Source organism: Pseudomonas sp. FH4, from assembly GCF_000510915.2.
Taxonomy (GTDB): Bacteria; Pseudomonadota; Gammaproteobacteria; order Pseudomonadales; family Pseudomonadaceae; genus Aquipseudomonas; species Aquipseudomonas brenneri.
In genome coordinates this window covers 67,540-89,654 of the sequence record NZ_AOHN01000019.1, presented here as the reverse complement: position 1 = coordinate 89,654, position 22,115 = coordinate 67,540, and the positions used below count along the sequence as shown (strand labels likewise).

Below are 22,115 nucleotides of genomic sequence, written 5' to 3'. Positions count from 1 at the left end.
GCCGTCCCTGGGGACGCTCAGGCCAGGTTCTGCTCCGTCAAGCGCTGCACCGCCAGGCGTCGGTAGTGGGACGGCGTCATGCCCTTGAGCTGCTGGAACCGGCGGTTGAAATTGGAAATGTTGTTGAAGCCTGACTCAAAGCACACATCGGTCACGGCCTTATCGCCATCGGCCAGCAACTCGCAGGACTTGCTGATGCGCAGCCGATTGACGAACTCGACGAAGGTGCGCCCGGTGGCTTGCTTGAACACCCGAGAGAAGTAGGTCGGCTTCATCCCCAGATAGTGCGCGACTTCCTCCAAGGACAAGTCGCGGGCGTAGTGGGCAAAAATATAGTCCACCGCACGGTTGGTACGGTCGATGCTGTGCTCATCGGCCAGTTGCGCCGTGGTCACACCTGATAACAACTGGTAGTCCTCACAGGTACTGAGTGCCTCCAGCAAGATAAAAAAGTGCCCCAGCCGCGTCATGCCCTGGGCGTCCTCGATACGCTGCATCAGGGTCATGGCCTGGGCGATGGTTTTTTTACAGCGAAACTCGATGCCGTACTGTGCTCGCTCCAGCAGCGGTGCCAGGCTCTTGAGTTCAGTGAAGATCTGGCTGCCGCCCTCCAGCAATTCATCGGTGAAATTCACCAACATGTCGCGCTTTGGCACCACTTCGTCTTCCTCCACCTGGCTGATCCAGTTGTGGGGCAGGTTGGGGCCGGTGAGGAACAGGCTTTGCGGGTAGAAGTTGCCGATATAGTCGCCGATAAACACCTTGCCGGAACTGGCAACAATCAGGTGCAGCTCGTACTCCTTGTGAAAGTGCCAGCGCACCAGAGGGCAGGGGAAGCCGTGCTGGCGATAGATGATGGACAGGCCGTTGTGGTCGTCCATCAACTCGTAGGAAGGGTCAGTGATTCGCGCGGCTCGGGTCATGCTGACGTCGCTTTTATTGTGGTTGCACAGCCGATAATGCCCCGTTGCGTGCCACCTCGCCAGCATGGGTGTTTAAAGCACGCGGTTTTTCGCCTCGATCCATTGCGCCATGTATTGGGTACTTTTGTGCAAATGGTGGCGCAACATGCTGCCGGTAAAGTTGTTGCGCCGGTGCTGTGCCAATTCGTCACGACAGTGTTGCAAACGCTCGACCAGTGCAGGCCCATGGATATGTGCGGTGTAGCGCTGGGCAAGCAGCTCCCGGCCACGTTGCTGGGCCATGGTCCAGGCTTGCGGGTCTTCGTACAACGCGACGGCGGCTGCGGCCAGGGCCGTCGCGCTGTGGGCGATTGCCCCAGGCCAGGGCTGCTCGTCGCCCATGCCTTCGGCGCCGATGGGCGTGGTGACACTGGGCGTGCCACAGAGCATGCCATCCGCTAGCTTGCCCTTGATTCCTGCGCCAAAGCGCAGGGGCGCCAGGCAGATGCGCGCTGCCGACATCACCTGCAGGGCATCCTCGGCCCAGTTCATCACATGAAAGCCTTGCGCCGGATTGTGCAGCGCCGTGGCCTTGGGTGGTGTGTAAGCGCCATAGACATGCAGTTGAGCACCGGGCAGGCGCTGGCGAATCAACGGCCAGACACTGTTTTTCATCCACAGCACGGCATCCCAGTTGGGCGCGTGACGGAAGTTGCCGATGCTCAGGAAATGCGCACGCTCGTCGTAGGGTGTAAACGCTTCGGCAGGCGGGTCGACCATCAGCGGGCACCAGTGGAGCAGGGCGGCAGGCACCTTGAAGTGTTCGGTGAGCAGTTGGATTTCGACGTCGGAAATCATCAGGCTGATATCACAGCGGTAGATCGCCGCAATCTCGCGCTTGGCCAGGTCAGTGTCGGCCATCAACTGGAATTCTTCTTCCAGGGCCGGAGCGAACAAGGGGCTGAAGTCATCTGCCTGTGGCGAGTGTTTCAGGAAATCCTTCAGGCGTTGGTGGCGGGCATCGCGCAGGCTCTGCAAATCGGAGGTTTCCAGCACACGCAAGGCATCGGGGCAGTGTTTTTCTACTCGCCAGCCGAATTGCTCTTCCATCATGAATCGGTCGAACAGCACGATATCCGGGGCCAGTTCGTGGATAAATTCATCGAAACTGCTGTTATTGAGCTCGATAGTACATTCGCGAATGCCGAGTGCCGCGAGGTCGGCCTTATGTTCGCCAATGGCCGCCGGGCTGCTGAAGGTAATTTCCCAACCTTGCGTAAGAAAACTCTCCAGGATCTGCATCATATGCCCGCCCGCAGCCGAGGAGCGCGGCTCCGGCCAGACATAACCAATGACCAGAACGTGGGTGGCAGGCTGATTCTTCAACGGTGGATTCCTTCAAGGGCAGGGCAAAAGCGCGGTAATTAAACCACAGCACCTCGGTCCTGATGCCGACATGAGTTTTTCTCGCGGCCCATAGGTGTCAATCGCACTTTGTGGTTAACTTCGGCCTCTCGAATTTGTTTCATCTAACCCAGCATAAGGATTCCGTTCATGGCTCAAGTCACTCTCAAAGGCAACCCGGTCCAGGTTGAAGGCGAGTTGCCGAAAATTGGTACCCAGGCTCTCGACTTTTCCCTGACCGCAGGCGATCTGTCGGACGTCACCCTGGCGACTTTCGCTGGCAAGCGCAAAGTACTGAACATCTTCCCAAGCGTTGACACCCCGACCTGCGCGACTTCGGTACGCAAGTTCAACGCCCAGGCCAACGACCTGAACAACACCGTTGTACTGTGCATCTCCACCGACCTGCCATTCGCCCAGGCTCGCTTCTGCGGTACCGAAGGCCTGGAAAACGTGAAGAACCTGTCGGACTTCCGCAGCGCCGATTTTGCCGTTGACTACGGTGTCTCCATTGCCGACGGCGCCCTCAAGGGCTTGACCGCCCGCGCCGTGGTGGTACTGGACGAAAACGATAAAGTGCTGCACAGCGAACTGGTTGGCGAGATCGCTGAAGAGCCAAACTACGAAGCGGCCCTGGCCGTACTGAAGTAATTGTTCCTGCGCGTTACTGTCGCTTTGCAGTAACCCGTATGATGCATGCTTGCGGCCTGGCCTAGTCCAGGCCGTTTTTATTTGTGCTTCAGCGGTTTAGCCCAAATTGCTGATGTTTTAAGTCGAAAAGTAAATGTTTGTAAGCCTGAAGGTAAATAGCCGGTAAAGGCGCTTCTCTAAACGCGCTCCAGTGCTTATCTTTCAGCCTCCCAAAGAAGAAGCCCTCGCATCCAATGGTTGATCAATCCATGCAATCGTCTCCCCGCAATTCCCGCCGCTGGCTGTTTGGCTTGCTTGTCCTGTTGGTGGTCGCCGGCCTGTGCTGGAAGTTCTGGCCTGCTGGCACCGTCCAGAAAGACGCCCCGGCAGCCAGGACCAGCAAGACGGGGATGATGCGTCCCGGCTTCGGTGGTTCGGGCGCTGCGGTGCCGGTACGTGTCGCGCCAGCAGTGACGGGGGATTTCCCGCTGTACTACAAGGCGCTGGGTACCGTGACCGCATTGAACACCATCAACGTGCGCAGCCGGGTCGGGGGAGAACTGGTCAAGATAGCCTTTGAAGAGGGCCAGATGGTCAAGGCTGGCGACTTGTTGGCGCAAATCGACCCGCGCAGCTATCAGAATGCATTGCTTCAGGCTCAGGGCACGCTGCTGCAAAACCAGGCCCAGTTGAAAAACGCCCAGGTCGACCTTGAACGTTATCGCGGCCTGTATGAGCAGGACAGTATCGCCAAACAGACCCTGGACACCGCCGCTGCGCTGGTCCTGCAATACCAGGGCACGGTCAAGACCAACCAGGGCGCGGTGGATGACGCCAAGCTCAACCTTGAATTCACCCAGATCCGCGCGCCGATCTCCGGCCGTGTCGGCCTGCGCCAACTGGACGTCGGCAACCTGGTAGCGGCCAACGACACCACCGCCCTGGCGATCATCACCCAGACCCAGCCGATCAGCGTGGCGTTCACCCTGCCGGAGAACACCCTGCAAACCGTATTGGCCCGCTATCGCACCGGCAACAAGCTGCCAGTGCAGGCCTGGGATCGTGGCGATGTGCAACTGCAAGCCACCGGCGTGTTGCAGAGCCTGGACAACCAGATTGACGTCGCCACCGGCACCTTGAAATTCAAGGCGCGCTTCGATAACCAGGACCAGGTGTTGTTCCCCAATCAATTCGTCAACGTGCGCCTGCTGGCAGACACCCTGAAAAACGTGGTGCTGGTCCCCTCGGCCGCGATCCAGTTCGGCACCAATGGCACCTTTGTCTATGCCCTGGACGGTGACAAGAAGGTCAAGATCCGCACGCTGGTCATTGGTGATACCGATGGCCAGAACACCGTGGTCAAGGACGGCCTGGCCGCTGGCGACCGCGTGGTGTTGGAAGGCACCGACCGCCTGAAGGACGGCACCGACGTAGAAGTGGTCAATGACAGCAATCAGGTACCGACCACACCAACCGAACATTTGCAGGGCCAGCCCGCGGCGCAAGGCGAAAGCAGCCCGGCGGCGGATGCTGGCAAGGCGCAAAAGGCCGGCGCATGAACCTGTCACGGCTGTTCATCCTCAGGCCCGTCGCCACCACCCTGAGCATGCTGGCCATTGTCCTGGCCGGCCTGATTGCCTATCGCCTGATGCCGGTGTCGGCCTTGCCCCAGGTGGATTACCCGACCATCCGTGTCATGACCCTGTACCCCGGCGCGAGCCCGGACGTGATGACCAGCGCGGTGACCGCACCCCTGGAACGCCAGTTCGGGCAAATGCCCGGTCTCACGCAGATGGCCTCCACCAGTTCCGGTGGCGCCTCCGTGCTGACCCTGCGCTTCAACCTCGACGTCAATATGGACGTCGCCGAGCAGCAGGTGCAGGCAGCGATCAACGCGGCCAGCAACCTGTTGCCGTCGGACTTGCCCGCACCGCCGGTGTACAACAAGGTCAACCCGGCCGACACGCCGGTGCTGACCCTGGCCATCACGTCTAAAACGATGCTGCTGCCCAAGCTCAATGACCTGGTCGATACGCGCATGGCGCAGAAAATCGCGCAGATCAGCGGCGTCGGCATGGTCAGCATTGCCGGTGGCCAACGCCAGGCGGTGCGGATCAAGGTCAACCCCGAGGCCTTGGCGGCCAATGGCTTGAACCTGGCGGACGTGCGCAGCCTGATCGCCGCCTCCAACGTCAACCAGCCCAAGGGTAACTTTGACGGCCCGACCCGAGTCTCGATGCTCGACGCCAACGACCAGTTGGTGTCACCTGAGCAGTACGCCGAACTGATCCTGGCTTATAGCAACGGTGCACCGCTGCGCTTGAAAGACGTCGCACAAATCGTCGATGGCGCCGAGAACGAGCGCCTTGCCGCCTGGGCCAATGAAAACCAGGCCGTGTTGCTCAATATCCAGCGCCAGCCTGGAGCCAACGTGATCGAGGTGGTGGATCGCATCAAGGCGCTGCTGCCGAGCATCACCGACAACCTGCCGGCGGGCCTGGACGTGACAGTCCTTACCGACCGCACCCAGACCATCCGCGCCTCGGTCACCGATGTGCAGCATGAATTGCTGATTGCCATTGCCCTGGTGGTGATGGTGACGTTCCTGTTCCTGCGCCGCTTCAGCGCCACCATCATCCCGTCGATTGCCGTGCCGCTGTCCTTGATCGGCACCTTTGGCGTGATGTACCTGGCCGGGTTCTCCATCAACAACCTGACCCTGATGGCCCTGACCATCGCCACCGGTTTTGTGGTGGACGATGCGATCGTGATGCTGGAGAACATCTCCCGCTATATCGAGGAAGGGGAGACCCCAATGGCCGCCGCGCTCAAGGGCGCCAAGCAGATTGGCTTTACCCTGATTTCCCTGACCTTGTCGCTGATCGCGGTATTGATCCCGTTGCTGTTTATGGCTGATGTGGTCGGTCGGCTGTTCCGCGAATTTGCCATCACCCTGGCGGTAGCCATCCTCATCTCCTTGGTGGTGTCCCTGACCCTGACGCCGATGATGTGCGCACGCCTGCTCAAGCGCGAACCGAAGGAAGAGGAACAGGGCCGCTTCTACAAAGCCAGCGGCGCCTGGATCGACTGGCTGGTGGCCGCCTACGGGCGCAAGTTGCAGTGGGTGCTCAAGCACCAGCCGCTGACCCTGCTGGTGGCCGTCGCCACCCTGGGCCTGACCGTGGTGTTGTATATGGTGGTACCCAAGGGCTTCTTCCCGGTGCAGGACACCGGGGTGATCCAGGGTATTTCCGAAGCCCCGCAGTCGATTTCCTTTGCTGCCATGAGCCAGCGCCAGCAAGAACTGGCAAAGATCATCCTTGAAGATCCAGCGGTAGACAGCCTGTCGTCCTACATTGGTGTGGATGGTGATAACGCCACGCTCAACAGTGGTCGCCTGCTGATCAACCTCAAGCCCCACAAGGAGCGGGACCTGAGTGCCGTCGAGGTGATCGCCCGCCTGCAACCGGCATTGGACAAATTGGTGGGGATCCGCCTGTTCATGCAGCCGGTGCAGGACTTGACCATCGAAGACCGCGTCAGTCGCACCCAATATCAATTCAGTATGTCGTCCCCGGATGCCGATCTATTGGCGCTGTGGAGCGGCAAACTGGTCCAGGCCCTGAGTCAGTTGCCTGAACTCACCGACGTGGCCAGTGACCTGCAGGACAAGGGTTTGCAGGTCTACATGGTGATCGACCGCGACGCGGCCTCGCGCCTGGGCGTCTCGGTTGCCAATATCACCGACGCCTTGTACGACGCCTTCGGCCAGCGGCAGATTTCCACGATCTACACCCAGGCCAGCCAGTATCGCGTGGTGTTGCAGGCCCAGTCCGGCGAAAGCCTGGGGCCTGATGCGCTGAACCAGATCCATGTGAAAACCACCGATGGCGGCCAGGTTCGCCTGTCGAGCCTGGCCCGTGTCGAGCAGCGCCAGGCCCAACTGGCGATTACCCATATCGGCCAGTTCCCGGCGGTGATGATGTCGTTCAACCTGGCGCCCGGCGTGGCCCTGGGTAAAGGTGTGGAACTGATCAACCAAGTGCAGAAGGACATCGGCATGCCGGTCGGCGTGCAGACTCAGTTCCAGGGGGCAGCCCAGGCGTTCGAAGCCTCGCTGTCGAGCACCTTGTTGCTGATCCTGGCGGCGGTGGTGACCATGTACATCGTGCTCGGCGTGCTGTACGAGAGCTATATCCACCCGATCACCATCCTCTCGACCCTGCCATCGGCTGCGGTGGGGGCCTTGCTGGCGTTGCTGCTCAGTGGCAATGACCTGGGAATGATCGCGATCATCGGCATCATTCTGCTGATCGGCATCGTCAAGAAGAACGCGATCATGATGATCGACTTCGCCCTCGACGCCGAACGCAACCAGGGCCTGGACCCGCAGACCGCGATCTACCAGGCGGCGCTGCTGCGCTTCCGGCCGATCCTGATGACCACCCTGGCAGCCTTGTTCGGTGCGGTACCGTTGATGCTCGCTACTGGTTCCGGTGCCGAGTTGCGCCAACCCCTGGGCCTGGTGATGGTCGGTGGCCTGCTGTTGAGCCAGATCCTCACGCTGTTCACCACCCCGGTGATCTACCTGTACTTTGATCGCCTTGGCCGTCGCTGGCGCAAGCCCCCCGAAGCGCTGGAGCCGGTTGAGCCATGAACCTGTCCGGACCTTTCATTCGCCGGCCGGTAGCCACCATGCTGCTGAGCCTGGCGATCATGTTGCTGGGCGGCGTCAGTTTCAATTTGCTGCCGGTCTCGCCGTTGCCGCAGATCGACTTCCCGGTGATCGTGGTGTCTGCCAGCTTGCCCGGTGCCAGCCCGGAAGTGATGGCCTCCACCGTGGCCACGCCGCTTGAGCGTTCCTTCGGCGCGATTGCCGGGGTTACCACCCTGAGCAGTTCCTCCAGCCAGGGCTCGACCCGGGTGATCCTGGCGTTCGACTCCGACCGCGATATCAACGGCGCGGCGCGGGAGGTGCAGGCGGCGATCAACGCCTCGCGCAACCTGTTGCCCAGCGGTATGCGCAGCATGCCCACCTACAAGAAGATCAACCCGTCCCAGGCGCCGATCATGGTGCTGTCGCTGACCTCGGATGTGTTGCCCAAGGGCCAGCTCTACGACCTGGCCTCGACCATCCTCTCGCAAAGCCTGTCCCAGGTGCCGGGCGTGGGCGAAGTGCAGATCGGCGGCAGTTCCCTGCCTGCGGTGCGCATCGAACTGGAACCCAAGGCCCTGGACCAGTACGGCGTATCCCTGGACGAAGTGCGCGACACCATTGCCAATGCCAACGTGCGCCGGCCCAAGGGCTCGGTGGAAGATGGTCAGCGCAATTGGCAGATCCAGGCCAATGACCAGTTGGAAAAGGCCAAGGACTACGAGCCGTTGCTGATCCGCTACCAGGACGGCGCTGCCTTGCGCTTGAGTGACGTGGCCAAGATCAGCGACGGTGTCGAGGACCGCTACAACAGCGGGTTCTTCAACAACGACTCAGCCGTGTTGCTGGTGATCAACCGCCAGTCCGGTGCCAACATCATCGAGACCGTCAAGCAGATCAAGGCCCAGTTGCCGGCGCTGCAGGCGGTGCTGCCGTCCAGCGTCAAGCTCAACCTCGCCATGGACCGCTCGCCGGTGATCACCGCCACCTTGCACGAAGCAGAAATGACCCTGCTGATTGCCGTGGCCCTGGTGATCCTGGTGGTGTACCTGTTCCTCGGCAACTTCCGCGCCTCGCTGATCCCGACCCTGGCGGTGCCGGTGTCATTGGTGGGCACCTTTGCGATCATGTACCTCTATGGCTTTTCCCTGAATAACCTGTCGCTGATGGCCCTGATCCTCGCCACCGGCCTGGTGGTGGACGACGCCATCGTGGTGCTGGAGAACATTTCCCGGCACATCGACGACGGTATCGCGCCGATGAAGGCCGCGTACCTGGGCGCCAAGGAGGTCGGCTTCACGCTGCTGTCGATGAACGTGTCGCTGGTGGCGGTGTTCCTGTCGATCCTGTTCATGGGCGGGATTGTCACCAGTCTGTTCCGTGAGTTTTCCATCACCCTGGCGGCGGCGATCATCGTTTCGCTGGTGGTTTCGCTGACTCTGACCCCGATGCTCTGCGCCCGTTGGCTCAAGCCCCATGTCAAAGGGCAGGAGACCGGTTTGCAGCGCTGGAGCCAGAAGGTCAACGATAAGATGGTGGCCGGTTACGCCCGTAGCCTGGACTGGGTCCTGCGGCACAAGCGCCTGACGCTGCTCAGCCTGTTCGTGACCATTGGTGTGAATATCGCACTGTATGTGGTGGTGCCAAAAACCTTTATGCCGCAGCAGGACACCGGGCAACTGATCGGTTTTGTACGCGGGGATGACGGCCTGTCATTCAGTGTCATGCAGCCAAAGATGGAAATCTTCCGCAAGGCCGTGCTGCAAGACCCAGCAGTGGAAAGCGTGGCCGGCTTTATCGGTGGCAGCAACGGCACCAACAACGCAGTGATGCTGGTGCGCCTCAAGCCGATCAAGGAGCGCAAGCTGTCGGCCCAGGCGGTGATCGAGCGCCTGCGCAAAAACGTGCCGCCGGTGCCGGGTGGCCGCTTGATGCTGATGGCCGACCAGGACCTGCAGTTTGGCGGTGGCCGCGACCAGACGTCGTCGCAATACTCCTACATCCTGCAAAGTGGCGACCTGGCCGCCTTGCGCCTGTGGTACCCGAAAGTGGTCGCCGCCTTGCGTGAACTGCCGGAACTGACCGCCATCGACGCTCGCGAAGGCCGTGGCGCACAACAGGTGACGCTGATTGTCGACCGTGATCAGGCCAAGCGCCTGGGCGTGGATATGAACATGGTCACCTCGGTGCTGAACAACGCCTATAGCCAGCGGCAGATTTCCACGATCTACGACAGCCTCAACCAGTACCGGGTGGTGATGGAGGTCAATCCGAAGTACGCCCAGGACCCGATCACCCTCAATCAGGTACAGGTGATTACCGCCGATGGCGCGCGGATCCCGCTGTCGACCATCGCCCACTACGAAAACAGCCTGGCCGACGACCGCGTCAGCCACGAAGGGCAATTCGCCTCAGAAGACATTGCCTTCGACATGGCACCCGGGGTCACGGTGGAGCAGGGCACAGCCGCCATCGAGCGGGCGATTGCCAAGGTCGGCTTGCCGGAGGATGTGATTGCGAAGATGGCCGGTACCGCCGATGCCTTCGCCGCCACCCAGAAAAGCCAGCCGTTCATGATCCTCGGCGCACTGGTGGCGGTGTACCTGGTGCTGGGGATTCTCTATGAGAGCTATATCCACCCACTGACCATTCTCTCGACCTTGCCGTCGGCCGGGGTTGGCGCGCTGTTGTCGATCTACGTGCTGGGCGCCGAATTCAGCCTGATCTCGCTGCTGGGCCTGTTCCTGTTGATCGGCGTGGTGAAGAAAAACGCGATCCTGATGATCGACCTGGCGCTGCAACTGGAACGCAAGGATGGCATGGATCCCCTGGAGTCCATCCGCAGCGCGTGCCTGTTGCGCTTGCGGCCGATCCTGATGACTACCCTGGCAGCGATCCTCGGCGCCTTGCCCCTGCTGCTGAGCACCGCAGAAGGTGCGGAAATGCGCCAGCCCCTGGGCCTGACGATTATCGGCGGCCTGGTGTTCAGCCAGATCCTGACCCTTTACACCACCCCGGTGGTTTACCTCTATCTCGACCGCCTGCGCCACCGTTTCAACGGCTGGCGCGGGGTGCGTACCGACGCCGCCCTGGATACTCCGCTATGACCGCAACGCACCTCCCTGTAGGCGCTGGCTTGCCAGCGAAAAACGCCAACCATAACGCACTATGCCTGAATGTACGCGGTGCCCTTGAGACCATCGCGAGCAAGCTCGCTCCTACAGGACGGCTGTCAATATTGGTGTTTTGCGGCGTGCTACTCAGCGCCTGCGCCATAGGCCCCGATTATCAGCGCCCGCAAGTGGCTGAGCCGGCGCAGTACAAAGAGGCCCAGGGCTGGCGCCAGGCGGCGCCCAGCGATGCCCTGGCCCGTGGCGCCTGGTGGGAGCTGTATGGCGACCGGCAACTCAACAGCCTGGTGGACAAGCTCAACAACGCCAACCAGACCGTGGCCCAGGCCGAGGCCCGCTACCGCCAGGCCCAGGCCACCGCGCGTAGCTCCCGGGGCGCATTCTTCCCGACGATCGACCTGAGCGCCGGGAAAACCCGCGCCAGCCAGGGCACCGGCAGCAGCAATGCGAGCTTGAGCAGCTCCAGCAGCGGTATCCGCGACACCCTCAATACGCAGTTGGGTGTGAGCTGGGAGGCGGATATCTGGGGCAAGTTGCGTCGTGGCCTGGAGGCCAGCAACGCCAGTGAGCAAGCCAGCGCCGCCGACCTTGCCGCCATGCGCCTGAGCCAGCAGTCGGAGTTGGTGCAGAACTACCTGCAACTGCGGGTCATGGACGAACAGACGCGCTTGTTGCAAGCCACCGTGGAGACCTACCAGCGCTCGCTGCAAATGACTGAAAACCAGTACCGCGCGGGGGTCTCCGGCAAAGACGCAGTGGCCCAGGCCCAAACCCAGCTTAAAAGCACCCAAGCCAGCATGATCGACCTGGTCTGGCAGCGGGCACAGCTGGAAAACGCCATCGCGGTGCTGATCGGGGAGGCTCCGGCCACGTTCAACCTGGCGGTGAGCCAGGACATTCCCGCACTGCCGCAGATTCCCGCCAACCTGCCATCGCAACTGCTGGAGCGCCGCCCGGACATCGCCTCGGCAGAACGTGCAGTGATCGCCGCCAACGCCAATATCGGCGTGGCGAAAACCGCCTACTACCCGGACCTGACCCTGAGCCTGGCCGGTGGTTACTCCAGCAGCACTTACGCCGACTGGATCAGCCTGCCGAACCGTTTCTGGTCGGTGGGGCCCAAACTGGCGATGACCTTGTTCGACGGCGGGCAGCGTTCGGCACAAGTCGATCGCGCCGAAGCGTCTTACGATGAAACCGTGGCCAAGTACCGCCAGACCGTACTCGACGGTTTCCGCGAGGTGGAAAACTACATGGTCCAGCTCAAAGTCCTGGAGGATGAGGCAGGCGTGAGCAACGAAGCGCTGCAATCAGCCCGTGAATCCTTGCGCCTGACCCAGAACCAGTACAAGGCGGGTCTGATCGCCTACCTGGATGTGGTCAATGTCCAGGCCACGGCCCTGAGCAACGAGCGCACCGTACTGACCCTGCTACAAACCCGACTGGTCGCCAGCGTGCAACTGATCGCCGCGCTGGGCGGCGGATGGGACGGCCAGATGCAGGCAGACGCAAAACCCTGATTGTGAATCTCCCGCATCTCCCCTGTAGGAGCGAGCTTGCTCGCGAAGAACGCAACAACAACGCGCTTACTCTGGTAGCACGCGTTATCGTTGATGTTTCTTGCGAGCAAGCTCGCTCCTACAGGGCGCAGCTCCGCGCTTTGATGTGGATAGGGAAGGGCGAATAGCCAGTAATGGCCTTGTGATAATATTTCAACTACTCAAGAATTATTCTCGCTACAATCCCGAACTTTTCCCCTGCGGCACGGACGCCGTTCGCACCGCCATCCATGAGAAACCCATGCTTACCGGCACCTATTCCCCCGCACTGGTCCTCATTTCCCTGTTTGTGGCAATCCTTGCGTCCTATACCGCCCTGGACCTGACCGGCCGCATCGCCACGGCCAAGGGCCGGGCGGTGTACCTGTGGATGGCCGGCGGGGCGTTGGCCATGGGGATTGGTGTGTGGTCGATGCACTTTATCGGGATGTTGGCCTTCCGCCTGCCGATCGCGCTGGGCTACGACATCGGCATTACGGCGTTGTCGCTGGTGATCGCGATTTTTTCCTGCGGGTTCGCCCTGTGGTTGGTCAACCAATCGCGCCTGCCTATCTGGCAACTGGGTTTTGGTGCCCTGATCATGGGCGCAGGCATCAGTAGCATGCACTACACCGGCATGGCCGCCATGCGCATGACGCCGGGCATCGACTACGACCCTACGCTGTTTGGCGCCTCATTGCTGATTGCGGTAGGGGCTTCGGCCGCCGCGTTATGGATCGCCTTCAATCTACGGCGCAATACCCCTTACGTACGCCTGGCACGGGGCGGCGCAGCGGTAGTGATGGGTATCGCTATCGTCGGCATGCATTACACCGGCATGGCTGCCGCGCGTTTTGCCGATGGCAGTTTTTGCGGGGCATCGGTGGATGGCCTGAGCGGCAGCGGCCTGGCCAACCTGGTGCTGGTGACCACCCTGGCGGTACTGGCCATCGCTCTGTTGACTTCATTGCTCGACGCCCGGCTGGAAGCGCGCACCGCCGTGCTGGCCGACTCCCTGACCCTGGCCAACCAGGAACTCACCCACCTGGCCTTGCACGACACGCTCACCGGCCTGCCAAACCGTACCTTGCTGGCGGACCGGATCCAGCAGGCCACCCAATTGGTCGAAGAGCAGGGCGGCTGTTTTGCTCTGATGTTTATTGATCTGGACGGCTTCAAGCCGGTCAACGATGCCTTTGGCCATCATCTGGGCGACCAGTTGTTGCGTGAGGTGGGTCTGCGCCTGCGTGAAGACCTGCGCAGCCAGGACACCCTGGCCCGGATCGGCGGCGATGAGTTCGTACTGCTGGTGCAATTGTCCCAGCCCGACGATGCCCTGCGCCTGGCCGAGCGTCAGGTCGGGCTGATCAACAAGTCATTCCGAGTAGCGGAGCATGACCTGAACATTTCCGCCAGCGTCGGCATCGCGATGTTCCCCGGTAACGGCGAAACGCCCCAGGAACTGCTGATGAATGCCGATGCGGCGATGTATCACGCCAAGGGCATGGGCAAGAACGGCTACAGCTTTTTCGATGTGTCGATGAACACCAACGCGCGCAAGCAACTGCAACTGTTGCAAGACCTGCGCAATGCGGTGGAGCAACAGCAATTTCGCCTGTATTACCAGCCTAAGTTCGACGCGATCAGCGGCCGCGCCATCGGCGCTGAGGCCCTGTTGCGCTGGGAGCATCCACAACATGGCCTGTTGCTGCCGGACAAGTTTATCGAGTTGGCAGAAAAGACCGGGCTGATCATCGCCATTGGCGATTGGGTGCTCAACGAAGCATGCCGCCAAATGCAAGTGTGGTTTGCCCAGGGTTATCGTGACTGGCGCATTGCGGTCAACCTGTCAGCCCTGCAGTTCTGCCATGCCGGGTTGGTCGCCAGCGTCGCCAACGCCCTGCAACGCCACCAGTTGCCCGCTAATAGCCTGACCTTGGAAATCACCGAAACCACGGCCATGAGCGACGCCGATGCCAGCATGACGGTGTTGCAAAAACTCTCGGAAATGGGCGTTGACCTGTCCATCGACGACTTTGGCACGGGCTATTCCAGCCTGATGTACCTCAAGCGCTTGCCGGCCAACGAGCTGAAAATCGACCGCGGCTTTGTCCGTGATCTTGAACATGACAGCGACGATGCCGCCATCGTCTCGGCCATTGTCGCCCTGGGCCAGGCCCTCGGCCTGCGTATCGTGGCCGAAGGGGTCGAGACCGATGTGCAGCAGAACTTCCTCACGCGCCTGGGCTGCGACTCGCTGCAAGGCTACCACCTGGGCCACCCGTTGCCGCCGGATACATTCATGAACGCCATCATGGCTAAGGAAAAGCCTCCTGCCCCCTGAGATCAATTGACCCCAGTCCATGCAAAACCTGGCAGGCACAGGTATTCTTGGATCCAACAGCTCAGGTTGAATCGGGAGTCAGTACACATGGACAAAGTCGTCATCATCACCGGTGGCAGTCGTGGCATCGGGGCCGCCACGGCCTTGTTGGCGGCCCGCCAGGGCTATCGCATCTGTATCAACTTCCAATCCGACGAAGAAGCCGCGTTGCGTGTGCTGGAGCAAGTCCGCGCACTGGGCGCCCAGGCCATTGCGGTACGCGCCGATGTGAGCATCGAAGATGAAGTGATCAGCCTGTTCCACCGGGTCGATACCGAATTGGGCCGCGTCACTGCGCTGGTCAACAATGCCGGGACCGTCGGGCATAAGTCGCGGGTCGATGAGATGTCCGAGTTCCGCATCCTCAAAATACTCAAGACCAATGTGCTGGGCCCGATCCTGTGCGCCAAGCATGCGCTGCTGCGCATGTCGCCCCGGCATGGCGGGCAGGGTGGCAGCATCGTCAATGTCTCGTCGGTGGCCTCACGCCTGGGTTCGCCGGGCGAGTATGTGGACTATGCCGCGTCCAAAGGCGCACTGGACAGCTTCACCATAGGGTTGTCCAAGGAAGTGGCGGGCGAGGGGATTCGGGTCAATGCAGTGCGCCCTGGTTATATCTTCACCGACTTTCATGCCCTGAGCGGTGATCCGGACCGGGTCAGCAAGCTCGAATCGGGTATCCCCATGGCCCGTGGTGGGCGACCGGACGAAGTGGCTGAAGCGATCGTCTGGCTGCTCTCGGACAAGGCGTCCTATGCCACCGGGACATTTGTTGACCTGGGCGGTGGCCGATAACCTACAGCTGTTGCTCAGACTGCGGGGTGCGACTCACCAGAGCGCGATGTCGTAGGTCAAGTAGAGGCGGTTGCTATCGCGACCCCGGGCGTAATCAGCGCGGTAAACGTAGTTGCGCAACCGCACGCCCAGACCTTTAAAGGTGCCTTGTGGTACGACATAAGCCAGTTCGGCATCACGCTCCCACTCTTTAACCGTGGTGTTGGACTTGCCGTCGTTGCCGCTCAGATAGCGCATGGAGAGCGTGAGGCCAGGCACGCCGAGGGCAGAAAAATTGTAGCCGTAGTTGAGCATCCAGGTTTTTTCATCCTCTTCGATAAACTTACCGATACCCGCGTTGCTAAACGAGTAGACCGTTGCACCGCTGATGTAGGGCAACCCGGCATCGCCACTCAAGGCCTGGTATCCACCACCAAACGTATGGCCAGAGATGGTGTAGGAGAGTTGCCCGCTCAGCATGTTGTTGTCGATCTTGCCGCCGTAGGCAGACCCACTATCGATGCTGTTGAAATAACGTAAATCGCTGGTCAATACGCCGTTACCTAACGTTAAGTCGTGCTGGATACCCGCGAAGTTTTGCTGGTAAAAATTTCCCAGCTCACCGTAGTAGTAACTCAAGCGAACGTTTTTCCCCAGTTTGTACTCCGCACCGGCATAACTGAAGTCTGCGGATTTATCACCGGTATAACCGTCAGGCACGATCGGCACGCTGTCAGTAGAATCGCGCAGTTTGAATCGATCTAAATAACCCCCTGTCAGCGTAAGGCTTTCGATATCGATACTGCTGAATTGAGCACCTTGATAGGTTTGCGGCAACAGGCGAGCATCGTTATAGATCAGCACTGCAGTCTTGGGTAGCAAGGTGCCATATTTGACCGTGGTCTTGGCCAGTCGAGCCTTTGCAGTCACACCCAGACTTGCGAATGCCTCAGTTGCACGGCCGTCATCATGGACGGGCAGCAAGCCAGTGCCGCTGCGACCACGTCCGGAGTCAAGTCTGAACCCGAGCAACCCCAGTGCATCAACACCAAACCCGAGGGTGCCTTGGGTAAACCCCGACTGATAATCCAGCAAAAATCCCTGGGCCCATTCGGTTCGCTCGCTCTTCGCCGTCCTCGCGGACTTGGCACTTAAACCATGTTTATCGCGAAAGTTCTCATTGAAGTAAACGTTACGTAATTGCAACTTCAGTTTGCTGTCATTGATAAAACCATCTGCGTTGACGCTGGCCAACGGTAATAGGCCCAGAAGAGAAAGTATCGCTCGGCGGATATAAAAAGTGCTCATGGCAAACGACTCATTGTTGTTATTTGAGGTGCAGGGTATTGCGCTCCCCGCTGGCGAGGGGCGTTAGAAAAAAAGAAGCAGCCTGGGTGAGTTAGGTGAAGAGACTTATCGCCCCGGTCAGCAGCGCGAGCGCGGTAACGACCAGGGATGTGAGCAGCGCCCATTTGAACGTGGCTTTCTGGAAGTCGCCGATATCTCGATCGACCATACCGACCAATAACAGGGTTGAGGCTACCAGCGGACTCATCAGGTGTACCGGTTGACCGAGAATCGAAGCACGGGCGATCTCTAGCGGATCAATGCCATAGGCGGCCGCGGCATTCGCCAGGATAGGTACTACGCCGAAGTAATAGGCATCGTTTGAAAGGACAAACGTCAGGGGCATGCTGGTAATCGCCACCACGAGAGGGAACAGGTGCCCCCAAGACGGCGGAATCCAGTCAACCAGGGTTTGCGCGAGAGAGTCGACCATCTTCGTGCCGGAAAAAATCCCGGCAAAAATACCCGCTGCAAAGACCAGAAGTACCACGGTCATGGCGTTGCCCGAGTGAGCCAGAATACGTTCCTTCTGAATATCCAGCTGCGGATAGTTGATCATTAGCGCCAATACAAACCCGATGAGGAACAGGATCGCGGAGTGCATAAGCCCCATCACAAGCGCGACCATCACCACGATGACCAGCAGCAGGTTGACATAGGCCAGCTTTGGGCGTTTGTGCGGGGTGTCTTCGAGTATCGCTTTTATGTAGCAGTTGCCACCGCCACTCTCCAGCTGGATATTACCGATCCGCTTGCGTTCGCCTCGACCCAGCAGAAACGCGGTGAAGACTACCCATGTTGCCCCCCCAATCATGGTAGGTAGCAGGGGAACAAAGTATTCACCGGCATCCAGGCCTAGCGCGGCGATAGCACGAGTCGCCGGGCCACCCCAGGGAGTCATTCCACTCATGATGCTCAATGACAGCATGGCGATGGTCGCCAGGATCATGGGATTCATGCCGATGCGTTTGTAAAGGGGGAGCATCGCCGCACAGGTAATCATGTAAGTAGTCGTGCCATCACCGTCCAGGGCTACCACCAATGAGAGCAACGCGGTACCGACAGCGATCTTTATCGGGTCTCCATTGACTCGCTTGAGGATCTTGCGAATCAGCGGGTCGAACAGCCCGGCGTCGATCATCAGGCCGAAAAATAGAATGGCGAACAGCAAAAGTGCTGCTGAAGGCGCGACCATTTTCAAGCCATCTAGCATCATTTTGCCAGTGGTACCACTAAAGCCGCCAATGACAGCAAAGATGATTGGCACCACTGTCAACGCGACAATTGGCGAAAGCCGTTTAGTCATTATCAGGAAGGTGAACACCACCACCATGGCCAAGCCAAGCAATGCGAGCATAGGTTGATTCTCTTGTTATTGTGAGTTGCGTGGCCGACGCGCAGGCGTACAACCGCGAACCCGCCAGGCGGCACGATAGACATTGCCCAGCGGGAACATTCAGTGAATATTGAAGCGGTTTCAGGTCAGCCTTGACCGGCATGACCAAGGGGCGTTATCCGGCAAGTCGCTGGGAGCCCGTGGCGTAGACATAACCGGAAAACAACCTACGTGATGTTCGCACTACTGAAGCGCGAATGGTCTCAGCATGCGCACCTGTGTAGGACAACACAACGTCTATTGCGCCACTCGGATGTTCAATTCGCACTTGGTTCAACCGTGGCTCGCTCGCTTCGCCGAGCAACTGTGCGACCACACTACCTTGGGTGACGCACGCTGTGGCCAAGCCAATTGAACCTGTGATAGCCAAGGCGCGATGGCAGCTGTGCGGCATGAAATAGCGCACCGAAATCGTGCCACCAACCCTCGCCGGCGACACCAATACAGGCTTGGGAATCACTTTGTCACTGACGTCACCCAGGCCCATTGCTCGGCCCGCTTGCAGTCTCAGGGACTCTAAACGGTGCAGAAACGCTTTATCGGCATCCAGTTCTGCTGGGGTCTCATCACCGCGTTTACCCAATTGGCCAGCCTCAACGATCATCATGGGCATCGCCATATCGATGCAAGTCAACGCAATGCCGTCGATCAGATCCTGCGTTTGCCCCGTTGGGAAAAGTTTACCGGTCTTGCAACCTGCGGCATCGAGGAAGGTGAGTTGCACGGCAGCGGCAGTACCAGGCACTCCATCTATAGCCGTGTCGCCTTCATAGCTGACCTTCCCGCCTGGGGTCTGTACCTCTGCATTTACAAACGTTCCCGTATTGATGTTGCGAATACGCACGCGAGTTTGGTCCTGGGAGGCTTTAACCAAGCCCTGCTCGATGGCAAATGGGCCAACGGCGCATAGCATATTGCCGCAATTGGGCGCTGTGTCTACGCGGCGCTGGGAGACCATGACCTGTACGAACAGATAGTCGACATCCGCGTCGGGGTGCAGTGACGGGCTGACGATCGCAACCTTGCTGGTTTGTGGGCTGCCACCACCGATACCGTCAATTTCCAACTCATGGCCAGAGCCCATGAGATTGAGCAGCAGTTCATCGCGCTCTTCGATCGCAACGGGTAGATCCCATGCGAGAAATACTGGGCCCTTGGAAGTACCACCGCGCATAAGCACACAGGGAATTCGTTGCATAGACACTGACTCTTTTTAATCAATCGGGGTAATTGATGTCTTGTGAGCAAGAGTCTCAAGGTTTTAAAATTGTATCCAATGCAAATATCAGCCTGATTATTGCGTATGGCAAATGAGTTATCTAGGATGACTACGCTTCATCGTGTCCTTCTGGAGAGATAAAAAAATGCATTATGAGCTGAATGACATTCGATCTTTCGTGAAAATCGCTGAACTTGGAAGCTTTCACGAAGCTGCTGATGCATTGAACCTATCCCAGCCAGCACTAAGCCGCAGGATGAAAAAACTTGAGGAGGGGCTGGGAACGTCACTGCTTGATCGCACGACAAGGAGAGTAAGCCTGACCAGCGTCGGGCGAGACTTCCTGCCCAAGGCACGGCGCTTACTGGATGACTTCGACGATTCAATACTTAACATCCGGGAGCTGGCAGAGCGCCAGAGCGGCCGGGTTACCCTTGCGTGCATTCCAACTGCCGCCTTCTACTTTCTCCCTTCGGTGATCCGCCTCTATAACGAGCGCTATCCACAAATCCGCATCCGCTTGCTGGACCTTAGCGCTAACGAAGGACTGGAGGCTGTACTTCGCGGCGAAGCCGATTTTGGCATCAATATGATGAGTGGCCAGCACCCCGACATAGAGTTCGTGCCACTGGTCAACGAGCCTTTTGTGTTGGCTTGTCGACGTGATCATGAACTGGCCGAGCGCAGCTCGGTAACCTGGTCAGAACTCAGCAATTATCGTCTTATCGGCGTCGGTCGCCTAAGCGGCAACCGGATGTTGCTCGACCATGCCTTGTCAGGCTTGAGCTGGCGTCCGCAGTGGTTCTATGAGGTCCAACACCTGTCGACGTCGTTGGGTTTGGTAGAAGCCGGGCTAGGCGTGTCTGCAATGCCCAGCCTGGCAATGCCTGCCGTGGATCATCCGACATTGGTGAGCGTTCCTTTGATAGAGCCCATTGTGAATCGATCCTTGGGGCTGGTTTACCGACGAGGCGCCTCTCTGTCCCCCGCAGCAGAAAAGTTTGTCTCAATACTGCTCGAACAGTGGGAAAAGTGACCTCCCGCCGCTCAGCACCGCCGTCTCGTCAAGCCGGGACCCGGAATGCAAGGCGGACACCATCAGAGCATCAGAAACTGTGCAGCACCGAGTAGCCTTCTCGGGCGAACGGGTCCAGGCGGTCAGCCTCCGAGTTGTGCAGGATGACGACTCCCAATTCGGAAAAACCGTCTCCAATCTGTGAAATGGCATTCAACAAAGTGGACTAACCGCGAGATTCGGTTCCAATTCCTCCTGTTAAAACGAACGCACAATCCGCCCCAGCGTCTCCATCGCCTTTTCCGCCGCCTCATCCCAGGGGCTACCGTAGTTCAGGCGGATGCAGTTGCGAAAGCGCTGGGTTGGCGAAAAGATTGGCCCCGGCGCAATGCTGATGCCCTGGGCCAGTGCCATCTGGAACAATTTCAGCGAGTCGGTCTGCTCCGGCAACTCCAGCCACAGGAAGTAACCCCCGGCCGGTTGGCTGACCCGGGTTTGCGCCGGAAAGTAGCGGGCGATGGCGGCAAGCATGGCACTTTGCTGTTCTTCCAGGGCATAGCGCAGCTTGCGCAGGTGCCGGTCGTAGCCGCCGTGTTGCAAATAGTCGGCAATGGCGGCCTGGGCCGGCATCGAGGCACAGAGCGAGGTCATTAACTTCAAGCGTTCGATCTTTTGCGCATAACGGCCTGCCGCCACCCAGCCGACGCGGTAGCCAGGGGCCAGGCTCTTGGCGAAGGAGCCGCAGTGCATCACCAGGCCTTCGGTATCGAAGGCCTTGGCTGGCTTGGGCGCCTGTTGGCCGTAATACAACTCGGCATACACGTCGTCTTCGATCAGCGGCACTTGATGCCCGCGCAACAGTTCGACCAACTCCTGCTTCTTGGCCTCGGGCATGGTTGCACCCATGGGGTTCTGGAAACTGGTCATGCACCAGCAGGCCTTGATCGGGTAGCGCTCCAGGGTCTGGGCCAGGACCTTCAGGTCAATGCCATCGCGCGGGTGCACGGGAATTTCCACGGCCTTGAGCTTCAAGCGCTCCAGCACCTGCAGGCAGGCATAGAACGCCGGGGCTTCGATGGCTACCAGGTCGCCCGGCTCTGTCACCGCTTGCAGGCACAGGTTCAGTGCTTCGAGGGCGCCGTTGGTGATCAGCAATTCCTCCATGGGCAACATCAACCCGCCGACCATGTAGCGCAGGGCAATTTGCCGACGCAGTTGTGGGTTGCCCGGCGACATGTCGGTGACCACCATGCGCGGGTCCATCTCGCGGCTGGCGCTGGCCAGGGAACGGGCCAGGCGTTGCAGCGGAAACAGCATCGGGCTGGGAAAGGCCGAGCCAAAGGGCACGGTCTGCGGGTCCTTGATCGAATCGAGTACCGAAAACACCAGCTCACTGACGTCCACTTCGGTGGATTCGTGTACATGGGCGCTGACCGCCGGCTCCGAGAACGGGCTGGGGGCATGGGTATTGACGAAATACCCCGAGCGCGGCCGCGCACGGATCAGGCCTCGGCGCTCCAGCAGGTAATAGGCCTGGAACACCGTGGATGGACTGACGCCGTAGGTCTGGCTGGCATAACGCACCGACGGTACCCGCTGGCCCGGTCCGAGGACACCGGAGCGGATCAGTTCAGCGATGTCGTCGGCAAATTTCTCGTAGCGTTTCATCGTGATCCTAATGGTCTACATGTTTCCAAATGTGGGAGCAAGCTCGCTCCCACA

Annotated in this window: 14 protein-coding genes; 8 read left to right on the top strand and 6 right to left on the bottom strand. The window is 59.6% G+C overall.

Annotated elements, in window-relative coordinates; translation table 11 throughout:
• Positions 1–17: 17 nt before the first annotated feature.
• Together H097_RS13830 and H097_RS13825 are read right to left on the bottom strand one after the other, a co-directional pair.
• Positions 18–923, bottom strand: a complete 906-nt coding sequence (locus tag H097_RS13830) for an AraC family transcriptional regulator (protein ID WP_032860388.1) — start codon at positions 921–923, stop codon at positions 18–20.
• Between the two features lie 72 nt (positions 924–995).
• Positions 996–2,288, bottom strand: coding sequence for a glycosyltransferase (locus H097_RS13825; protein ID WP_032860387.1), 1,293 nt, complete (start codon positions 2,286–2,288; stop codon positions 996–998).
• Between the two features lie 168 nt (positions 2,289–2,456).
• On the opposite strand from H097_RS13825, the gene tpx reads away from it, so the two are divergent.
• From tpx to H097_RS13790, 7 genes are all read left to right on the top strand, one after another.
• A complete protein-coding gene (tpx, locus tag H097_RS13820) occupies positions 2,457–2,957 on the top strand; it encodes a thiol peroxidase (RefSeq protein ID WP_032860386.1) in 501 nt (166 codons plus the stop codon).
• Positions 2,958–3,190: 233 nt separating this feature from the next.
• Positions 3,191–4,495, top strand: a complete 1,305-nt coding sequence (locus H097_RS13815; protein WP_032860384.1) for an MdtA/MuxA family multidrug efflux RND transporter periplasmic adaptor subunit — start codon at positions 3,191–3,193, stop codon at positions 4,493–4,495.
• Positions 4,492–7,593 carry an MdtB/MuxB family multidrug efflux RND transporter permease subunit gene (locus H097_RS13810; RefSeq protein ID WP_032860383.1) on the top strand — a complete coding sequence of 1,034 codons (3,102 nt, stop codon included), beginning with the start codon at positions 4,492–4,494 and terminating at the stop codon, positions 7,591–7,593. The genes H097_RS13815 and H097_RS13810 overlap by 4 nt, the downstream gene beginning before the upstream one ends.
• Complete coding sequence (locus H097_RS13805) at positions 7,590–10,697, top strand: efflux RND transporter permease subunit (RefSeq protein WP_032860381.1); 3,108 nt, start codon at positions 7,590–7,592, stop codon at positions 10,695–10,697. The genes H097_RS13810 and H097_RS13805 overlap by 4 nt, the downstream gene beginning before the upstream one ends.
• Complete coding sequence (locus H097_RS13800; protein ID WP_082445589.1) at positions 10,694–12,241, top strand: efflux transporter outer membrane subunit; 1,548 nt, start codon at positions 10,694–10,696, stop codon at positions 12,239–12,241. Before H097_RS13805 ends, H097_RS13800 begins: the two co-directional genes overlap by 4 nt.
• A 280-nt stretch (positions 12,242–12,521) precedes the next feature.
• Positions 12,522–14,603 (top strand): EAL domain-containing protein, encoded by a 2,082-nt coding sequence (locus tag H097_RS13795; protein WP_032860380.1) that lies wholly within the window; start codon positions 12,522–12,524, stop codon positions 14,601–14,603.
• A gap of 87 nt (positions 14,604–14,690) precedes the next feature.
• Positions 14,691–15,437 (top strand): SDR family oxidoreductase, encoded by a 747-nt coding sequence (locus H097_RS13790; protein ID WP_032860379.1) that lies wholly within the window; start codon positions 14,691–14,693, stop codon positions 15,435–15,437.
• A gap of 33 nt (positions 15,438–15,470) precedes the next feature.
• Here H097_RS13790 and H097_RS13785 read toward each other — a convergent pair whose 3' ends face one another.
• The 3 genes from H097_RS13785 to H097_RS13775 all read right to left on the bottom strand — a co-directional run bounded on the left by H097_RS13785 (position 15,471) and on the right by H097_RS13775 (position 19,357).
• Positions 15,471–16,724 (bottom strand): OprD family porin, encoded by a 1,254-nt coding sequence (locus H097_RS13785; RefSeq protein ID WP_032860378.1) that lies wholly within the window; start codon positions 16,722–16,724, stop codon positions 15,471–15,473.
• A gap of 91 nt (positions 16,725–16,815) precedes the next feature.
• Entirely contained in the window at positions 16,816–18,120 is a 1,305-nt protein-coding gene (locus H097_RS13780) for a citrate:proton symporter (protein ID WP_032860377.1), read from the bottom strand.
• A 154-nt stretch (positions 18,121–18,274) separates the two neighbouring features.
• Positions 18,275–19,357 carry a 4-oxalomesaconate tautomerase gene (locus tag H097_RS13775; protein WP_032860376.1) on the bottom strand — a complete coding sequence of 361 codons (1,083 nt, stop codon included), beginning with the start codon at positions 19,355–19,357 and terminating at the stop codon, positions 18,275–18,277.
• Between the two features lie 166 nt (positions 19,358–19,523).
• Here H097_RS13775 and H097_RS13770 point away from each other — a divergent pair, with 166 nt between their 5' ends.
• A complete protein-coding gene (locus tag H097_RS13770) occupies positions 19,524–20,414 on the top strand; it encodes a LysR family transcriptional regulator (protein ID WP_032860375.1) in 891 nt (296 codons plus the stop codon).
• 237 nt (positions 20,415–20,651) lie between these two features.
• On the opposite strand, the gene mapR is transcribed toward H097_RS13770, so the two are convergent.
• Positions 20,652–22,061: a GntR family transcriptional regulator MpaR gene (gene mapR, locus H097_RS13765; protein WP_032860373.1), complete on the bottom strand. Its 1,410-nt coding sequence runs from the start codon at positions 22,059–22,061 to the stop codon at positions 20,652–20,654.
• Positions 22,062–22,115: the final 54 nt, after the last annotated feature.